Here is a 17,708-nt window from a genome sequence, read left to right as displayed (position 1 = left end):
TCGGTACAGAGAGACAGCTTAATCCATGCCAATGAATTAAGTATATGAAAGGTATTGATTATATGTTTTGCGTTATGAAATTTTGCGTTATGTAAAAAATGTAGCGGCCGGTACAAATGTCATTTTTGCGACAGCGAATTGTGGCAGGCGATTTAACCTGGGCGCTGCTTGGATCAGCCCTTATCCCGTGCCGGGTTTTCCGTTAGAATCGCCCTCTTAAGCTTAAGTGAACGGACCCCAACTCAGTGCTTTTCAACAAGCTTCCGGACGACATCTTTCTGCCGCTATCGGGCCAGAACCGCCGTATCTACGAGGTGGTGCTGCTGGAGCTGGCAGACCTGTTCTTCGACGAGGATCTGATCGATCCCTTCATCCCCAAGGATCTGGTGCGCTCGACCATTGAAAATGCGGTCGTGCGTTACGGTATTCGCCGCTGGGCCGCCGAGGCGGATGACGAAAGTGACAGCGATCTGCCACTTTCCAGCGCCGACTACACCAACCGGATCTACCGTCGCCTGGTGCAGACCGGCTGGCTCGAAGAGGAGCAGCGGATCTACCGCACCTACGTGCTGATGTCGCCGGCGAACAGCTTCCTGCTGCGCTCGCTGGCGTCGATCTCCAAGCTGGAGAAGCGCAGCTACGGCGGTGCGGTACTGAACGTGCTCAGCTCGCTGGAATCGGCGGTGGCCGACCCGGTGGGGCGCGGTATCGCGCTGGAGGAGGCGGCACAGACCGCGTCCGACTTCAGTGCCCACCTGACCGATATGCTGCTCGGCCTGCGTGAGCTGAAGATCAGCCTGGCCGACAGCTCGACGCCGCAGGAGATCGTGCGCAGCTTCTTCGACCGTTTCGTCGAGCATATCCTGGTCTCCGACTACAAGACGCTGAAGACCAAGAACAACCCGTTTCGCTTCCGCCGCCAGATCCTGTCGATGATGCGCGACCTGCAGTTCGATCCGCTCAAGCTGGATCAGCTGGCCGAGCACTACCAGATGCAGTACGAGCTGGATGTGGAGGAGGCGGAAGCGCTGGTGCAGCAGCACATCAACCGCGTCATCCGCATCTTTGAGTCGGTGGATCAGCGTCTGGCCGCCATCGATGACTTCCGCTACCAGCTCGAGAAGCGGGTGGCTGACACCGTGCGCTACATGGACAAGACCACGCCGGGGATGGCAGCGCGTCTGTCGCGTCTGATCGCCGAACTGGCGAAGAAGAACGAGAGCGAGATTCCGCTGGTGGATAGCCTTGAGCAGGTCGGCTTCATCTCGCCGTCGAGTGTGCGCTCGCCGATCCGCCGCCGTGTCGAGACCAAACCGCGCATCATCACCCAGGCCGAGATCGATCCCAGGGTGCTGACGCTGCGTCAGCTGTTCAAGGAGTGGAAGGAGCGCCGTGAGGTCAAGGTGGACAAGATCGAGGCCTACCTCGAGGAGCAGTTCGCCGGTCGCGATAAGCTCGATGCCACCGAGTTCCGTATCGACAGCATCGAAGACTACATCTGCTTCAGCTACGTACGCCACCTGAACTCGCTCGGCAAGAAGGCGCGCAAGACCGCTACGCGCTACCAGATTCAGTTTGAAGACCGCTACGTCAACGTCGCCGATATGGTGGAGTGTCGTGGCTTCGTGATTCACAGGACTCAATAATGCTAGGTGACCTGCAAAAAGTCGTTTCCCGTAACGAACAGCATCAGGCGGATGATTTCATCCGCGCCGCCAATCTGCTGCTGACCAGTCAGTTCCTCTACGCGGACCGCCCTGTGCACCGCGAGCACTACTTTCTGATTGCCGGCAACGTGGATTACTTCCGCAACCTGTTCGAGGCGATCGGCTGGAGTCTGATCTATCAGCCCGACGAGGCTTACCTCGGTATCCTGCCCCAGGGCGAGGAGCGGGTGATGCGCCTGCGTCTGGATGAGTCGCTGCTGCTGCTCTGCCTGCGCCAGACCTACGAGGCCAAGTTGGAGGCGTTCGAGGTGGAGGACGGCAAGGCGTTCAGCTCCTCCGACGATCTGCTGCGTCTGTACGACACCCTGACCGGCAAGGAGATCCCCAACGAGACCCGTCTCAAGGAGATCCTGTCGCTGTTCACCCGCCACGGCATCATCGAGCGTGGTAAATCCGACGAGACCGATCCGAAGAACGTGCCGATCCGCATCAACCCGACCATCCGCCAGGTGGTGGTCGAGGATTACATCGGCCAGCTCGAAGCGCTCTGCGATATCGATAACCGCGAGCAGACCGACGAGTATGTCGAGGATGAGGTGGAGCGGAACCGCCGCGCCGAAGACAAGGTCGCCGCAGCAGTCGAAGCGGAGTCGGGCGCAACACCGCCCGATCCTGAGCCTGAACAGGCGGCTGTCGAAACCATGAGCGAAGAGGAAACCACCGGGGAGCGCAGCAATGAAACAGCTTAATCGCATGGTGCTGGTCAACTGGTATGTGCTTGGGGCGATGGAGATCCCGATCAAGGGCAACGTCGCCATCGTCGGCCCCAACGGTTCGGGTAAATCCTCTCTGCTCGATGCGATGCAGACGGTGCTGATGGGCGGCCACAAGCGCCACCTGAGTTTCAACGCCTCCGCCGGTGAGAAGAGCGAGCGCTCGCTACGCACCTACTGCCTGGGTTTCCTCGACGATATGGGCAAGAAGGGCAACGCGCGCGAGGACTCCATCTCCTACCTGGCGATGAGCTTCTTCGATACCGAAACCGCGCAGGAGAGCTGTGTCGGTATCGCCATCAGTGCTTCGACAGCCAACGCCGACGAGGAGATCCTCGGCCGTTTCATCCTGCCCAACTTCTCCGTGACGCTGGACGACTTCACCGTCAAGCAGGGTAACGGCCGGATGCCCAAGGCGTGGAATGAGGTCCGCGACGGCCTGCTCAAGCAGTGCCCGGAGATGATCCTGGAGAAGCGTGCCGCACGCTTCGTCAAGGAGATGGTGACCCATCTCAGTCACGATCCGCAGATGCCCAACGACGACGACAAGTTCGTCAAGAACTTCAAGAACGCGCTGAAGTTCGTACCGATCGACAGCCCGACTCGCTTCGTGCGCGAGTTCGTACTGGACGAGAACATCGTTCACGTCGGCGCCTTCCGCAAGTCGCTGGACGAGTACCGGGCGATGGAGCAGAAGACCCAGGAGGTGGCCAACCGTATCACCGAGCTGGAGAAGGTGCAGGAGATGTGCCGCGGCATCAGCCGCAACCTGCGCAACTCGGTCGAGTACGAGTGGGTGGTCCATGAATCCCGCTTCGAGCAGGCCGACCTGAAGAAGGAGGAGGCCGCCGAGCGTCTGGAGAGCTCTCAGGAGCAGGAGGGCACGCTGCAGGTCGAGCTGGCCGAGACCAGCGAAGCGCTGAACCGGGCAATCCAGGACCTGGCCAACGCCCGTGCCGAGCTGAACACCTCCGACTCCGCCCACCAGATCAACGCGTTGGAGTCCTCCATCCGCGCCCACCAGCATGAGCTGAACGTGGTCAAGGACCGGATCCAGAGCGTGTACAGCCTGCTGCGCACCACGGTCAGCTTCACCGATCATACCGATATGCTGCCGGAGGCGTTCCGTCCGGTGGTGGCGCAGTCGGTGGAGCTGTGGCGCTCGGGCGAGAATGTACTCGCCGAAGCCTGGCCGATCTCCCCGGTCGAAGTGGACAACACCCTGGAGCAGCTGCGCGGCAATATCGATTCCGTGCGCAAGGCGGTATCGCGCCGTTACGAGGAGTCGGTGATCCGCATAAACGAGTTGCGCAGCACCATCCAGAACCAGAAGAGCGCGGTGGAGCAGCTGCAGCAGGGGCGGGCGCCGATCCGCCACAACACCCGCGAGCTGATGGAGCTGCTGGAGGGCTACGGCATCAAGTCGACGCCGATCTGCGAGCTGGTCGATATCAACGACGACAAGTGGCGTATCGCCATCGAGTCCTTCCTCGGCGCCCGCCGTGAGGCACTGGTGGTGGCGCCGGACCGGGTCAAGGAGGCGATCACCCTGTACCGCCGCAAGGGCCGCCACCTGAAGGGCTGCCGTATCATCAACACCACGAAGAGTGGTGAATGGTTGAATCGCACCAAGCCGAATTCGCTGGCGCAGTTTATCGATACCGACAACGACGATGCCCGCGCCTATATGAACCGCGCCCTGGGTGGGGTGATGGCGGTGGAGACCGAAAACGAGCTGCTGCGCCATGAGCGCGCGCTGACCTACGACTGCATGCTGCAGTCCGAGGGCTCCACTACTGCGATCAACGAGCTGAGCCCGATCATGGGTATCCGCCGGCGCGGCGACCAGTTGCAGGTGCAGGGGCGTCAGGTAGATGAGCTGATCAAGGAGTTCACCACCCTCGGCAAGAAGCACGAAACCCTGGAGAAGCTGCGCGACTCGCTGATCAGTCTGGCCAACGGTCTGATGGGCGTTAATGAGCGCGTTTACGACCTGTGCACTCAGCGTGAGCAGATCAGCGGCGAGATCAAGGGCTTCGAGCAGGCGATCACCGACCTGCGCAACCATGACGATTCCGGCATCCAGGCCCGCATCGCCGAGTTGGCAGAGCATCAGAAAGCGGTGGAGGCGAAGCAGAAATCGCTGATGGACAAGCTGCAGAAGGTGCGCACCAATATCATCAAGGACAATGCGTTGGTCGAGGCGCTGGATGGTGAGCTGGTCGAGCACGTGGAGCGCCGCACCAAGTGTGAAGAGAACAGCAACTTTGACGCCCAATCCGCGCAGGAGAAACGCGACTATCTTGACGAAGCCTGCGACGGCGAGCTGGAGCGGATCATCTTCGAAGCGGCGAAGAAGGCCCAGGGCGAACTGCAGCTGCACGAGAAGAAAAAGAACGGTGTGCGCGATGCCGTGGCGCAGTACAAGGCGCGCTACCACGGCGGCGGCATGAGCCACCAGGAGCTGGATAAGATCGGTCCCGACTCCACCCATGAGGATCTGGAGAAGTTCGTCGACAGCACCGTCGAGGCGCTGCGCGAATCGGAGCTGGCGCAGTACGCGAAGAAGGCCGAGCGTGCCCGTCTGGAGGCGGAAACCGCCTTCCGTTCCGACTTCGTTGCGCACCTGAACGACCAGATCAACAAGATCCGCGATCTGATCCGCGAGCTGAACTCCCACCTGAAGAACCGTCCGTTCCACAAGGAGATGTACAGCTTCGAGATGAGCCCCAACCCGGAGCTCAAGGATATCCTCGAGCTGGTCGAAGCCTACACGCGGATGGATCAGGCCAACGTGGGCTCGCTGTTCGACCTGCAGCACACCGGCGACAGCACCCACCGCGATGCGTTGGCCAAGATCCATGACGTACTCAAGGATGAGGGCGAAAGTAGCCTGTTGCAGGACTACCGTAACTTCTACAATTTCGAGTTGGTGGTGAAGGACCTGCAGGGCAATCGCAAGACGACGCTGACCCAGCGTATCAAGACCGGGTCCGGTGGTGAGCACCAGGTGCCGTTCTACGTCGCCATGGCGGCGGCATTGGGCGCCACCTATCGCCTGAAAGAGGGCAGCGACGGCAAGCCGGTGGGCGGCTTCAGCTTGTCGGTATTCGACGAGGCGTTCAACAAGCTGGACTCGGAGAACACCGTCACCTCGCTCGGCTTCATGTCGGACCTGGGTCTGCAGACCATTATCGCCGCGCCGGATGAGAAGTACTCGCTGCTGTCATCCTGCATGGATACCATCATCAACGTCTGCCGTGATGGCCGCGTGGTTGATATCGATGTGGAGTTCCCGACCGAGCGGGGCAAAGAGCTTCTGGCGTCCGATCACCCCTATAAGCTGATGCCGCGGGAGGAGTTCGAGAGCGCCGATGAGGATCAGGCCGAGCTGGTGTGATCCGGCAGCATGATCGATAAGGGAGCCTTCGGGCTCCCTTTCTGTACAGGACTACTGTGTACAGGACTACAGGTCGCGATCGACAAGCCGGGGCTTGGGCGGTGTAGAGTCCGGGATGAAACTGACCATCGGCCTGCCCGCGTGGCGCAGCAGCAGGCGCTCGCCGAGTCTGGCCACCTGCCAGCTATCGCAACTCTGTTGCAGGGCCAGCAGCAGGGCGCGCGGACTGAGCGTTTCATCCGCTGACTCCGATTGCCAGTCGCGCCACTGCTCGTTGGCGAGTAGGCGGCATAGGGTATCGCCGGACCACTGTTCCGGCAGTTGGGTGAGCGGTGTGAACAGGCCCGATGCGCTGGGCGGCAGCAGTTCTCGCTCGCTGGCAAAGCGCTTGCGTACGCTGACATCGCCGTGCAGGCCGAGCAGCGAGTTGTCGCGGACATTGGTGCCGAACTCGAGCTGGGCGAGGCCGTCGATGATCGCCGTGAGCGACCAGTTGCAGCCGCGGATCAGATCCCAGGCGGGTTGTATGGAGCTGCGTGAGCCCAGGGTGTAGCGCTCCGGATCGCGCTGGCCCAGATTGGAAATGGGACTGAATAGCGTCAGCTGCAGAAAGTGGGTCTGGAAATCGACCAGACACTCGGGCTGTTCGACAAGACAATAGGGCTGCTCGCGGCGCAGAAAACTGAGCCACTGGTCGCGATTTTCCAGCTCTGGTAGTACACGAATTATCATCAGCGCGAGCCTTTAGGGTTCGACGCTATTTTATAGGACGCTTGGGTCGATGACGATCAAGTTGCTAAACCGCTCCGCTATAGTGATTCGCCCGAAACAGCCAATGGCAGACTGGGCCGCTCGGGTGGCACCCGACGAAGAGACAGATCTTGCGACCCTGCGTATGGAGGGGACGGTCTACCTGATCGACGAAGTCGAGGAGGAGAGTGGATTTGTGCAGGCTCTCAGCCGGGACTGGCGGCAGATCTTCGAGAACGAACTGGCAGCCTGGGATGAGTATGGTGACGAGTGGCCGGAGAAGCTAGACCAGATGATGTTCGAGCGCTGGTTCGAAGCTGATCCGCAGGTTCTCGCCTTCGACCTGTCGGCTGAGCCGCTGCTGCGGGCGGAGCTGGAAGGTTAGTCAGAGTTAAGGCGGTGATGGAGCAGTAAGCATATGAAGGACGTAATCCGGCATCTGGAGATACACCCACTGCGCGAGATGCTCTACGAAGAGCTGCACTCGCGGCCGTTTCAGGTCATACCCAGTCCGGCGCGCATTACCCACATTGCGCTGCAGGTGAACGAGGAGCAGAAGCGCGCGCAGTTCCACCACCTGCAGAGGCTGCACGAGCTGTTGGGATACGAGATCCCTGAGCGCGAGAGCCACTGCTACGAGCAGACCTTCGGTGAGCTGCGTATCCGCTGGGAAAAGCACCTGGAGTTTACCAGCTACACCTTCATCAATCTGGCGCCACAGACGCCGCAGGATCCCTTTGCCGAGCAGGGGATCAGCGTACTGCCGGCCGGCTGGCTCGAGCAGATGCCCGGCACGGTGATTGCTGCTTTCCATATCGCCATCGAGGATGCGCGAGAGGTGCAGGAGCCGGAACCCAACGAGGTAAAGCCCTGGTTTGAGCAGATGCGCCTGGTGGGTTCCAGCCCGCAAGACGGCGACGCGCGGGTCTGGACCACGTTCCGTTTGCACTCCGACGGTTTCGGTCGCTTCCTGGTCTACAACAAGCGGATGAGCGATTCCCAGCTCGGCCGACTGGTGCAGCGTCTGGTGGAGATCGAGACCTACCGCCTGATGACGCTGCTGGCGCTGCCGGAGGCCAGGCGCACGTCGCCGGTACTCAGTGATATGGATACCCAGCTGGCCCATATCACCGAAGCGCTGGCCGAGAATGGGGCCGAGGACGAGAGTGCCTTACTCGCGGAGCTGACTGAGATGGCGGCAAGGATCGAGGCCTTCCGTGCCCAGACCACCTTCCGCTTCTCCGCCTCCCGTGCCTATGCCGATCTGATCAGCAGCCGGCTGGAAGAGCTGCGCGAGGATGAGGTGTCCGGTCACCTGACCATCAACGAGTTTCTCGGCCGCCGTCTGTCACCGGCGGTACGTACCTGTAATACGGTTGGCGAGCGGCTGGAGGACCTGTCACGCCGGGTCGACCGGGTATCGGACATGATGCGTACCCGGGTGGAGATGGCGATCCAGCATCAGAACCGCGAACTGCTCAGCTCCATGGACAAGCGCTCCAAGATCCAACTGATGATGCAGCATACGGTAGAGGGGCTGTCGGTCGCGGCGATCAGCTACTATTTAGTGGGGTTGGTGAAATATCTGCTTGAAGCGCTTTATGGTGCAGGTGTTGCATTCGATAAAGCGGTGGCAACGGGTATCATGGTACCCATAGTGCTGCTGGCCGTCTGGCTGGCAACACGCCGAATACATCACCACTTCCACACCCTGGCTGAAAGCGAGCTGCCGGAAGTGCAAGCGAGGAAAAAGCGCAATGAGCGTCGAAAACGAGATTGAACAGCGCCTGCGGGCAGGTCTTGAGCTGATCGAGTACCGGCTCGAAAACGAGAGCCACATGCACTCGGGTGATCGCATGGATACCCACTTCAAACTGGTAGCGGTCAGTCCCGCATTCGAAGGCAAGCGCCTGGTGCAGCGCCATCAGATGATCTATGGCCTGCTGTCAGAGCTGATGCAGAACCCGATTCACGCCCTGGCGATGCATCTGCATACACCGGAGGAGTGGCAGGCAACGCAGGGGTTTGTGCCGGCGTCGCCCAACTGTATGGGTGGTTCCAAGGCCGACAAACACTGAAGCGGAATACTCTGAAGTAGGAGGGACCCAAGTGTCCGATCACGAATTTCGCCGGGTTAAAGCCTCGCAGACCACGCTCAAGGAGCTGATGGTCCCGCACTATGCTAACTTTGGTGGCAAGGTTCACGGCGGTGTAATCCTGTCGCTGATGGACAAGATCGCCTACACCTGCGCCGCGTCCCATGCCCGCTGCTACTGCGTTACCGCGTCGATCGATTCCGTCGATTTTCTCAACCCGGTGGAGGTGGGCGAGTTGCTGACGCTGCACGCGTCGGTCAACTACGTCGGCCGCTCCTCGATGGAGGTGGGGATCAAGGTGGTGTCGGAGGATTTCCACAACGGTGTCGTAAAACCGACCAACACCTCCTACTTCACCATGGTGGCGGTGGATGAGGAGACCCGCAAACCGGTGTCTATTCCCGGCCTGATTCTGGAGGATGACGTCGAGGTCAAACGCTTCCTCGAGGGGATGATGCGACGCAACTTCAAGCAGCACCACCGGGACGAGATGCGTGCCGCACGCAAGGCACTGGATATCGAGCAGGAGCTGCACAAGCTGGACGGTCAGAACTGCCAGCTGGCGCGCAGCTGATCCCGGTTAGAGCGGTATGCACATCGGGGTTCCGGCGACGGGATCCCGTATCACCTGGGCGCTGAGCGAGAAGGTGGTGGCCAATAGTTCAGCGTCGAAAACCTCGTCCGGCGAGCCCTGCGTTACCAGTTGCCCCTCCCTCAAGACCACAAGGTGATCGCAGTAGCGGCACGCCTGGTTCAGGTCGTGCAACACGACGACAATGGTTTTCCCGTTCCGATTCAATTGCTGCAACAACTGCAGCAGCTCGATCTGGTGAGCCAGGTCCAGGTAGGTGGTGGGCTCATCCAGCAACACCAGGTCGGTATCCTGGGCCAGGATCATGGCGATCCAGACGCGCTGACGCTGGCCGCCGGATAGGTCCGACAGGGGCCGCTCCGCCAGCTCATGCACTCCGGTTTCCCGCATCGCCAGGTCGACCCTCTGCCGGTCTTCCGCTTTCAGTCGCCCCCAGTGCGACAGGTAGGGCGCGCGACCATACTCCACCAACTGGCGCACGCTGATCCCCTCTGGTTGTGTCGGTGTCTGGGGCAGCATCGAAAGCTGGCGTGCGATGGCACGATCATCCAGTCGATGCAGGGCGGCACCCCGCATCAGTACCTCTCCTGAGAGGGGCTTGAGTACCCGTGCCAAGGTCTTCAACAGGGTCGACTTGCCGCAGCCGTTTGGGCCAATCAGCGCGGTGATTCTGCCCTCGGGCAGCTGCAGGTTCAGATTTTTTACCACTGGCGTGCGCCCGTAGCCAGCGCTGAGTGAGCGGGTTTCAAGCATCTACCACCCCTTGTAGCGTAACAGCAGGAAGATAAAGTAGGGCGCGCCGATAACCGCCGTGACCAGCCCCACTGGCAGCTCCAGTGGTGGGTGCAAGGTGCGCGCGATCAGGTCCGCCGCCGATACCAGCAGGGCGCCGCTCAGGGCTGATACAGGTATCAGCAGGCGGTGCTGTCCACCGCACAGCAGCCGTGCGAAATGTGGTGCGAGCAGGCCGACAAAACCGATGGTGCCGGCAACGCATACACTCAGGCTGGCGAGCACCACCGCCAGCAGCAATGCCTGGATCTGCAGTGATTTCGGGCCGGCACCCAATGCCACCGCGCTCTGATCACCCAGTGCGCAGATATCCAGCCGCCAGGCCAGGCGCATGGCCAACGGCAGCAGGAGAGCCAGACCTATACCGAGCAGCGGTAACTGCTCCCAGCTACGCCCCCAGAGGCTGCCGGTCAGCCAGACCAGGGCGCTGTTCAGCTCCACCGGATGAACGATCAGCAGGAAGTCGATCAGACTGGTCAAAAAGGCGCTGACCGCGATACCGGTCAGCGCGAGACGGGCGGGAGCCGGCTGGTACTGCCGTGCCAGGAGATAGATAAGCAGCGCCGCGGCCATGCCGCCGGCCACGGCGGCCAGCGGTAGCCAGTGTCCGGCGGCGGGAAAAAACAGGATAACGGCGGTGGCTGCAAGGCCGGCCCCGGCGCTGATCCCCATCAGATCGGGTGAGGCCAGCGGGTTGCGGATTACCCCCTGCACCAGGGTACCGGAGAGGCCGAGCCCGGCGCCGACCAGTATCGCCAGCAGCGCCCGCGGCAGCCGGTACTGGTTGATGATGAAATCATGGTCGCCACCCTCGGTCAGCGCTTGCCAGATATCCGGCAGCGTCACACCGACGGCCCCCAGAGCCAGGCTAAGCAGGGTCGATAGCAGCAGGGCGGCGCCCAACAGCCAGAAAATACTCAGTCTCATCTGTGACTCCGGGCCGCCAGCAGAATGAAGAAGGGGGTGCCGAGCAGGGCGGTAATCACCCCAACCGGTGTCTCCGCCGGGAAGGCTACACCACGACTGAGCAGGTCAGCCCAGACCAGAAAGGCTGCACCGGTCAGTGCTGAGGCCGGCAGCAGCAGCCGATGGTCGTTTCCGAATAGAGTGCGGCACAGGGGTGGTACCAGTAATCCGACGAAGGCGATGGGGCCGGCACTGGCCACACTGGCCGTGCAGAGCAGAACGACGCTGATGGCAGCCAGACGTCGGACCCAGTGGATACGGATGCCCAGACCGGTAGCCGACTCTTCGCCCAACGCGAGCAGGTTGAAGGCGTGGCCGAGCAGCAGAGCCAGTATCAGTCCGGGAACACTGAGTGGCCAGAGCTGATGCCAGCTGTCCCAGTCCACTTGGGCGAGGGATCCGGACAGCCAGTGTAACATGCTGTAGGCCATATCCTCCGACAGGATCAGCGCCGCACGGGTGAGTCCGGACAGCAACGCGGTTATTGCGATCCCCGCCAGGATCAGGCGCACGGGACTGGGTTGGGCCCGGAAATAGCCCCCCAGCGCCAGTACCAGCAGGGCGCTGAACGTACCGCCGATCAGTGCCAGCAGTGGCAGCGGGAGGGCGGCCAGTCCGAACAGACCTGCTACGGCCAGGGCGAGCATACAGGCTGCGCCGGCGTTGATGCCGAGCAGGGTTGGCGAAGCCAGCGGATTGCGGGTCAGCGCCTGCACCTGCACCCCGGCCACGGCCAGGTTGGCGCCGATCAGCGCCGCGACCAGGGTACGTGGCAGACGCAGCTCGAGCATCAGTTGCGTTGCCAGGCTGTCGCCCCCATCTCCGGCGTAGGTGCCGAGCAGGGGCAGCAGATCGCCCAGGTGCAGTTCGAACGAGGACCAAAGCACCAGTGATTGCGCCAACCCGGTAATCAGCACCGCAATCAGCAGCAGTGCGCGGATGGGAAGGTTATTGGCCATGCGAACTCCGGCTCAGCAGTGGCGAGCCCTGCGCGTTGAGCAGACGGTCCAACTGCTCCGCCATCTGTTCCGCTGCGATCACCCCACGACTCAACGACCAGAGTGCCGGTGATACATCGACGATCTGTTGCGCGCGCTGCGCGTTCAGCAGTGAAAACAGCGGGGTATGCTGCCACTTGTCCAGCAGCGTTTTGTCGCTGTAGCGTCCAACCAGCAACCAGTCCGGGTTGACCTTGAGCAGCTGCTCAAGACCGGTTGGCACATAGGGCTGGGCGTCGCTGGCGGTAATCGGTGTCCGCAAGCCCAGGGTCTGGATCAGACTGCCGGCATAGGAGTTGCCGCTGTGCAGCCAGAGTCCTTTGTCGCTGGCGACGGCGAACTGCACGCTCTCCTTGTGCGGGCTGAGGCGGTGGCGGTAGCGGGCCATCCGCTGATGGTGCAGTTGCAGTCGCTGCGCCATCATCTCGCTACGTCCGACGGCGTCGCCGATCCGTTGCAGGGTCTCCAGGTTTTGGCCGTAGGTGGTACCGCGGCTGCGCAGCAGCAGGGTAGGGGCCAGCTGCTGGAGGTCATCGATGATCTCGGCGTGACGAGCACTGTCGGCGATGATCAGGTCTGGCTTGAGCTGCGCAATCAGCTCCAGGCTGGGTTGGGATCGGGTTCCGACAGAGTGCCAACTGCCGATCCGCTCGCGCAGCGCCGGAATCAGTTTTGCCGGCTGATTATCGTCGGCGATACCGATCGGCGTGATCTCCACCAGTGCTAAGGCATCGACGAAGGAGAGTTCGAGCGCGACCACCCGCTGCGGGTCGGCCGCTACGGGCCTTGCAATTAATAACAAAATGCCCAGCAACAGGGGCATTATGGCCCGTAACGGAATGCCTTGGTCTATAGGTTTCATATTGACTCTCGTTTGTGGCAGCGCTGTTGATTGTTGCTGAGTTCCGGGTGACGGCGGTGTATACCGCTGCCAGCTTCGGTCATCAGAAGTCCAATCGGCCCTCCAGAATGAAGGCGCGGCCGGGGGCCGGTACGCGGCCCACGGGGCTGACATCGGCACCGCGGAAGTAGTACTCCTCGTCGGTCAGGTTGGTGGCGGCGAAACCGATGTTGAGATTCTTACCTCCAGACAGTGCGATGTCCCGACCCAGACGCGCATTGATCAGGGTATAGGAGGGCAGCTTGCCGGCGTCGCCGTTGGCGGTTTCCTCTTCGGTATTGGCCGCATCGCTGAAGCTGTCGCTGTAGTAGTGTGCGTGCAGGCTGGCGGTCCACTGCAGATACCTGTAACGGGCGCTGGCGCTGAAGTGGTCGTGGGGGGCGTTTGGCAGCTCGTTGCCTTCGTTGTCACCGGTGAGTTGCTCGGTGTCCAGGTAGGTGTACGCCAGGCTCAGATCGAGTTGCGAGCTGGCCTGCCAGTCGAGTCCCAGCTCGGCACCCTCATGGCGGGTTTCCCCCAGGTTTTCGTATTCACTGGTGGCTTTGTTGAACTGGATCTGGTCCTCGTAATCGATGCGGAACAGGGTCGCGGAGAGGCCGAGTGCCGGTGTGAACTGCCAGCGTGCGCCCAGCTCCTGGTTCCATGCAGTTTCGTTTGCCACATCGCCGCCGCGGGACACCTGGGCGATCTGCACCGGTACCAGAGAACGCTGGGCATCGGCGAACAGGTAAAGCGAGTCGCTGGCCTGCAGGCCGATGGTCAGGCCGGGCAGGGTTTCGCTGGCATTGTTGCTGTAACTTAAGTCGCTGCGCTCGTCATAAAAATCCATCCGCACATTCTCATGCCGGATACCCGGTGTCACTTGCAGACGGCCGTTGAGCAGGCTCAGCGTATCGCTGGCATAGAGTGCCACGGCATTGGTTTCCGAGTCCCAGCGGCGAACGTCGGCGTAGCTGCCGCTGGATAGCTCCAGCCGGTTGACGTCGAAATCCACCTGCTCATTGACGTAACGAGTACCGAAAGTCAGGGTATGGATGCCCTGACGCAGGGTCAGGCGCGGCTCGGTTCCCCAGACGTCGAATACCCGAGGTGAGTCGGCTACATGGGTGGCATCAGCCTCCGGGTCGGCCCAACTGCCGCCGCTGAGATCCTGGCCGAAGAAGAAGGTACGGTCCGCATGGTGCGCGAAATTACGCCACTCCAGTTCCAGATCGTTGCTGGGGGTATAGATCCAGGTCAGGGTGCCACGCACCATGTCCGCATCGTAGCCGTCATAGGGGCGCTGTGACTGTGTGCGATCCTGCTTGTAGGCACTCGGACTCAGGGCGCCGGGCAGATCAGCCTCCACATCATAGTATTGCAGGCTCAGGTCCAGCTCATTGGCGTCGTCGAGGAAATAGTTCGCATCGACGATGAAGTTACGGACCTCGGTGTCGGAGTGGTCGCGGAAACCGTCTCCACTCTGAATATTGGCCTGAAACTGGAGCCCGAGGCTGTCGTTAACGAAGCCGCCGATGCGGTAGTAGGTGTCGGAAAGGGCGTTGCCGCTCTCGTCGGCGATTGTCAGGCGTTGCTGTACCGTCTGTGCGGTGTCGTTTGGAATCGCTCTTGTATGCAGGTTCAGCACGCCGCCGACATTATTGGGCCCATAGTGAACCGCAGCTCCGCCGCGGACGATATCCACCGTATCGATACTGGGCAGGGTGACCGGAAACAGGGATACGCCAACGTTGCTATAGGGACCAATGGCGATAGGGTAGCCGTCCACCAGCATCTGCAGGCGCTCGCTACGCAGCGGGTTGAGACCGCGCAGGCCAATATTTGGCAGAATCCCCGTGCCGGTCTCGTCCAGCACCTGGATCCCGGGGGAGGAGCGCAGGGCATCTTCCAGGTTCAGCGCGCCACTCTCCTGTAACTCATCCGTTTCGATGACAGTGCGTGATCCTGGATAGGTCTTGGCCTTCTCCTTGGTCGGGTTACCGATCCAGTCCCCCTCGACCTTGAGTGCTTCCAGTGAGGCCGGCTCTTCCGCCTGAGCTATAGAGGCAGATACTGCCATCGCCAGGCTGATCGCCAGGGCAAGCTGGTGGGGGCTTGTTACAAGGTTCTGCTGTCGTCCGGATTCCATACTGCCTTCCTGTGAACTGTTGAGAGCGTCATTGCAATTCGGTTAGGCAATATATCGATCTAAAAAACATGATGCAAATAATAATATTTATCATTAAGATTAGCGAATCTGGTTTTGTAAGGGGGATTACAGTGAGTACGCACGACACAGATTTCTCGGCGCCACACGCGCCGGAAGAGTTGGCTGGCCTGGCTCTTGCCAACGATCAGGCAGTTCCTGATGTGGCACGAGTACCGCTCGGTACGGAGGCAGTAGCTGCTCCTGTCGGGCAGCTTGATCGGGTAGTGGAATTCCTGACCGTGGGCGGACCGGTGGTCTGGATCCTCTTTGTATTCTCGCTGGTCGCGCTAACCATCGTGTTGGTCAAGTGCTGGCAATTTGCACGCTTGCGCGCCGAGAGCTGTGTTAATGCCGAGCAGGGGCTTCACCACTGGGCGTCGGGTGATGCGCAGTCGGCGCTGGGGGCATTGAATCGTGCTCGCCCTATATCGGCGTTGGTTGGGCTCGCCATTCAGGGGCTGGAATCGGGGCAGGATAAAACGCTGCTGCGTGAGGAGCTCAGCCGCGTCGCCACCCATCAGCTGAGTCAACTGCGCGCCTTCCTGCGCCCGCTTGAGGTGATCGCCACACTAAGCCCCCTGCTGGGACTGCTGGGTACCGTTTTGGGCATGATTGTCGCGTTTCAGCAGATGGAAGCGGCCGGCAGTCAGGTGGATCCTTCGGTCCTATCCGGCGGTATCTGGCAGGCGCTGTTGACTACGGCCGTGGGGCTGGCGGTGGCGATTCCGGTGATGACCGTCCATAACTGGTTCGAGCGCAAGGTCGAGCGTGTGGCGCTACTGATGAATGATACGGTAACCCGCGTGTTCACCGCTGAGGTTATGCAGGGAAAGGGGGCGGCCAGGTCCGAGGTGCTCAGGCATGCTGCTTGATCTAGACACCGTTCGCACGCCGGCGCGGATCAGCCTGACGCCGCTGATCGATGTGGTGTTCATATTGCTGCTGTTTTTCATGCTCTCCTCCAGTTTCAGCCAGTGGCGGCAGCTGGATCTGCCGATCCCAACTGCAGCGAAGGCGGATGCGCGGGAGGTGATCCTGGTACGCCTGCTCGATAACGATGGCACGATCAGCATTGATGGAGAGCAGTTGAGCCTGATGGCTGGTGAGCGGTTGAGTGAGGTGATCGCGGCGCGTCAGGGCGTATTCGGTATCGACGTTGCAGAGGGCGTGCATACTCAAAGCCTGGTTCGTTTGGTGGATGCGCTGAAATTGGCGGGTGCAGAAACGGTTTCGCTTGGAGGCGTGCTGCCTTGATTATCGATACGGCGAAAATAAAGCGGCGTGATAACGGTGACGATAATGTGATTCCCCTGATCAATATCGTTTTTCTGATGTTGATATTTTTTATGGTTTCGGGCCAGGTGTCGAAGTCAGATGTGGTTAAAACTGAACCGCCAAAATCGGTTAATGACACCCGTCTTTCCGAACAGGACTCACTCGATATTATTGTCACCGCAGAAGGTGTTGCTTATATAGGTGATGTTCCGGTTCAAATCGGCGATATAACATCCGCTATCGAAAAAAAGCTAATTGAATATGTCGACCTGGACAATCTGTCGGTACGTATAAAAGTGGATGCGGAGCTTCCGGTGACCGAACTTAGATCGCTGCTCAGGCAGGTAAGGGATGCAGGGTTGGTTCGGGTATCGCTGATTACCCGGTTGTCGGAGCGCGCATCATGACCCTGAGCCGACGCCATTGGCTAGTTGCCTTGCTCATAGCACTGCTGCTGCACCTTTCGCTGCTGATCGTGGTGCTGGCTGCGGATAACGAGGATGGGACCAAGGATCAGGGTGAGCAGGGGATCGAGATCGATCTGGGGATGCTGGGCGATCTGGGCCAGGCGGAGGATACGCTTGAGGATAGGGTGGTCGAGCCACAACCCGAACCAGAGCCTGAGCCCGAACCAGAGGTGAAACCGCCAGAGCCTGAACCGATCAAGGCGCCGGAGCCTGTGGTCGAGGCGCCGCCACCGCCACCAGAGATGCAGAAGCCTGTGGTCAAGGCGAAAAAGGAGCCGCCCAAGCCCAAGCTTGAGTCAAAAAAGGCTGAGACATCGCAGGAACCGGTGGTCATGCCGACGCGAATCGAGACTGCCAGCCGCGACGTTAAAGCCAGCGATCAGGCCCAGCAGGCGCAGCAGCAGGCCAGCACTGGAAGCGCCAATGCGATGACACAGGGCGGAAGTCCGGCAGCGAAACAATCGTGGTTTGCCAAGCTGGCGGCCGAACTGGCAAGACACAAGCGCTATCCCCTGTCCGCGCGCAGAAGAGGGCAGGAAGGGGTCGCCAAGATTTCGTTTCTGGTTAACCGAAAGGGAGAACTGCTGGAATATAAGCTAAGTGAAAGTTCAGGTTATAAACTGCTGGATGAAGCTGTTATCGATATGCTGTTAAAGGCCCAGCCTTTGCCTGAATTTCCGGCCGAAATGGAACAGGATGAGATAAGAATAACACTGCCTGTCGAGTTTTTGCTTAAGTCCTGAAAAGGACAAAACTAATAAATTAAAGCCGTCGTTTTACGCCGTTTTATACGGATATACCTATAAGAACTATTTAAGCCCACCGGGGATATGGCCCCAGGTG

17 protein-coding genes are annotated in these 17,708 nt (G+C 60.4%); 11 read left to right on the top strand and 6 right to left on the bottom strand.

All coding sequences use genetic code 11. From position 1 onward, the window contains the following. Nucleotides 1-245: 245 nt before the first annotated feature. From IEX40_RS11990 to IEX40_RS11980, 3 genes are read left to right on the top strand one after another with little or no spacing between them, the layout of a single operon-like run. Entirely contained in the window at nt 246-1,646 is a 1,401-nt protein-coding gene (locus tag IEX40_RS11990) for a Wadjet anti-phage system protein JetA family protein (protein WP_188748505.1), read from the top strand. Further along, a complete protein-coding gene (locus IEX40_RS11985) occupies nt 1,646-2,416 on the top strand; it encodes a DUF4194 domain-containing protein (protein WP_188748503.1) in 771 nt (256 codons plus the stop codon). The genes IEX40_RS11990 and IEX40_RS11985 overlap by 1 nt, the downstream gene beginning before the upstream one ends. After that, nucleotides 2,403-5,840: an SbcC/MukB-like Walker B domain-containing protein gene (locus IEX40_RS11980; RefSeq protein WP_188748502.1), complete on the top strand. Its 3,438-nt coding sequence runs from the start codon at nt 2,403-2,405 to the stop codon at nt 5,838-5,840. The genes IEX40_RS11985 and IEX40_RS11980 overlap by 14 nt, the downstream gene beginning before the upstream one ends. A gap of 66 nt (nt 5,841-5,906) precedes the next feature. Here the strand turns inward: IEX40_RS11980 and IEX40_RS11975 are convergent, their stop codons facing one another. Further along, entirely contained in the window at nt 5,907-6,572 is a 666-nt protein-coding gene (locus tag IEX40_RS11975) for a hypothetical protein (protein WP_188748500.1), read from the bottom strand. A gap of 49 nt (nt 6,573-6,621) precedes the next feature. Between IEX40_RS11975 and IEX40_RS11970 the strand changes: the two genes are divergently transcribed. Genes IEX40_RS11970 through IEX40_RS11955 form a run of 4 tightly spaced genes read left to right on the top strand, consistent with a single transcriptional unit; the run spans nt 6,622 to nt 9,260 of the window. Next, nucleotides 6,622-6,975, top strand: coding sequence for a hypothetical protein (locus tag IEX40_RS11970; protein ID WP_229680728.1), 354 nt, complete (start codon nt 6,622-6,624; stop codon nt 6,973-6,975). 33 nt (nt 6,976-7,008) lie between these two features. Beyond that, entirely contained in the window at nt 7,009-8,370 is a 1,362-nt protein-coding gene (locus IEX40_RS11965) for a DUF3422 family protein (protein ID WP_188748498.1), read from the top strand. Then, complete coding sequence (locus IEX40_RS11960) at nt 8,348-8,668, top strand: BolA family protein (protein WP_188748496.1); 321 nt, start codon at nt 8,348-8,350, stop codon at nt 8,666-8,668. Before IEX40_RS11965 ends, IEX40_RS11960 begins: the two co-directional genes overlap by 23 nt. Before the next feature lie 31 nt (nt 8,669-8,699). Beyond that, complete coding sequence (locus IEX40_RS11955) at nt 8,700-9,260, top strand: acyl-CoA thioesterase (protein WP_229680727.1); 561 nt, start codon at nt 8,700-8,702, stop codon at nt 9,258-9,260. Nucleotides 9,261-9,266: 6 nt separating this feature from the next. Here IEX40_RS11955 and fecE read toward each other — a convergent pair whose 3' ends face one another. From fecE to IEX40_RS11930, 5 genes are all read right to left on the bottom strand, one after another. Continuing rightward, nucleotides 9,267-10,031 carry a Fe(3+) dicitrate ABC transporter ATP-binding protein FecE gene (gene fecE, locus IEX40_RS11950; RefSeq protein ID WP_188748494.1) on the bottom strand — a complete coding sequence of 255 codons (765 nt, stop codon included), beginning with the start codon at nt 10,029-10,031 and terminating at the stop codon, nt 9,267-9,269. Continuing rightward, entirely contained in the window at nt 10,032-10,997 is a 966-nt protein-coding gene (locus IEX40_RS11945) for a FecCD family ABC transporter permease (RefSeq protein ID WP_188748492.1), read from the bottom strand. After that, nucleotides 10,994-11,995, bottom strand: a complete 1,002-nt coding sequence (locus IEX40_RS11940) for a FecCD family ABC transporter permease (RefSeq protein WP_188748490.1) — start codon at nt 11,993-11,995, stop codon at nt 10,994-10,996. The genes IEX40_RS11945 and IEX40_RS11940 overlap by 4 nt, the downstream gene beginning before the upstream one ends. Beyond that, nucleotides 11,985-12,896, bottom strand: coding sequence for a Fe(3+) dicitrate ABC transporter substrate-binding protein (locus IEX40_RS11935; RefSeq protein ID WP_188748487.1), 912 nt, complete (start codon nt 12,894-12,896; stop codon nt 11,985-11,987). Before IEX40_RS11935 ends, IEX40_RS11940 begins: the two co-directional genes overlap by 11 nt. An 82-nt stretch (nt 12,897-12,978) precedes the next feature. Next, a complete protein-coding gene (locus IEX40_RS11930) occupies nt 12,979-15,063 on the bottom strand; it encodes a TonB-dependent receptor family protein (protein WP_188748485.1) in 2,085 nt (694 codons plus the stop codon). A gap of 131 nt (nt 15,064-15,194) precedes the next feature. Here IEX40_RS11930 and IEX40_RS11925 point away from each other — a divergent pair, with 131 nt between their 5' ends. The 4 genes from IEX40_RS11925 to IEX40_RS11910 are packed head-to-tail and all read left to right on the top strand — an operon-like array spanning nt 15,195 to nt 17,608. Beyond that, on the top strand, nt 15,195-15,995 hold the full coding sequence (locus IEX40_RS11925; protein WP_229680726.1) for a MotA/TolQ/ExbB proton channel family protein: 801 nt from the start codon (nt 15,195-15,197) through the stop codon (nt 15,993-15,995). Beyond that, complete coding sequence (locus IEX40_RS11920; protein ID WP_188748483.1) at nt 15,985-16,377, top strand: ExbD/TolR family protein; 393 nt, start codon at nt 15,985-15,987, stop codon at nt 16,375-16,377. The genes IEX40_RS11925 and IEX40_RS11920 overlap by 11 nt, the downstream gene beginning before the upstream one ends. Beyond that, nucleotides 16,374-16,805, top strand: a complete 432-nt coding sequence (locus IEX40_RS11915; RefSeq protein ID WP_188748481.1) for an ExbD/TolR family protein — start codon at nt 16,374-16,376, stop codon at nt 16,803-16,805. Before IEX40_RS11920 ends, IEX40_RS11915 begins: the two co-directional genes overlap by 4 nt. Continuing rightward, on the top strand, nt 16,802-17,608 hold the full coding sequence (locus IEX40_RS11910; RefSeq protein WP_188748479.1) for an energy transducer TonB: 807 nt from the start codon (nt 16,802-16,804) through the stop codon (nt 17,606-17,608). The genes IEX40_RS11915 and IEX40_RS11910 overlap by 4 nt, the downstream gene beginning before the upstream one ends. The last annotated feature ends 100 nt before the right edge of the window (nt 17,609-17,708 follow it).

Source organism: Marinobacterium zhoushanense, assembly GCF_014641945.1.
Lineage (GTDB): Bacteria > Pseudomonadota > Gammaproteobacteria > Pseudomonadales > Balneatricaceae > Marinobacterium_D > Marinobacterium_D zhoushanense.
Note: the sequence above shows the minus strand (reverse complement) of the source record. Positions and strands in the feature narration are given on the sequence as shown.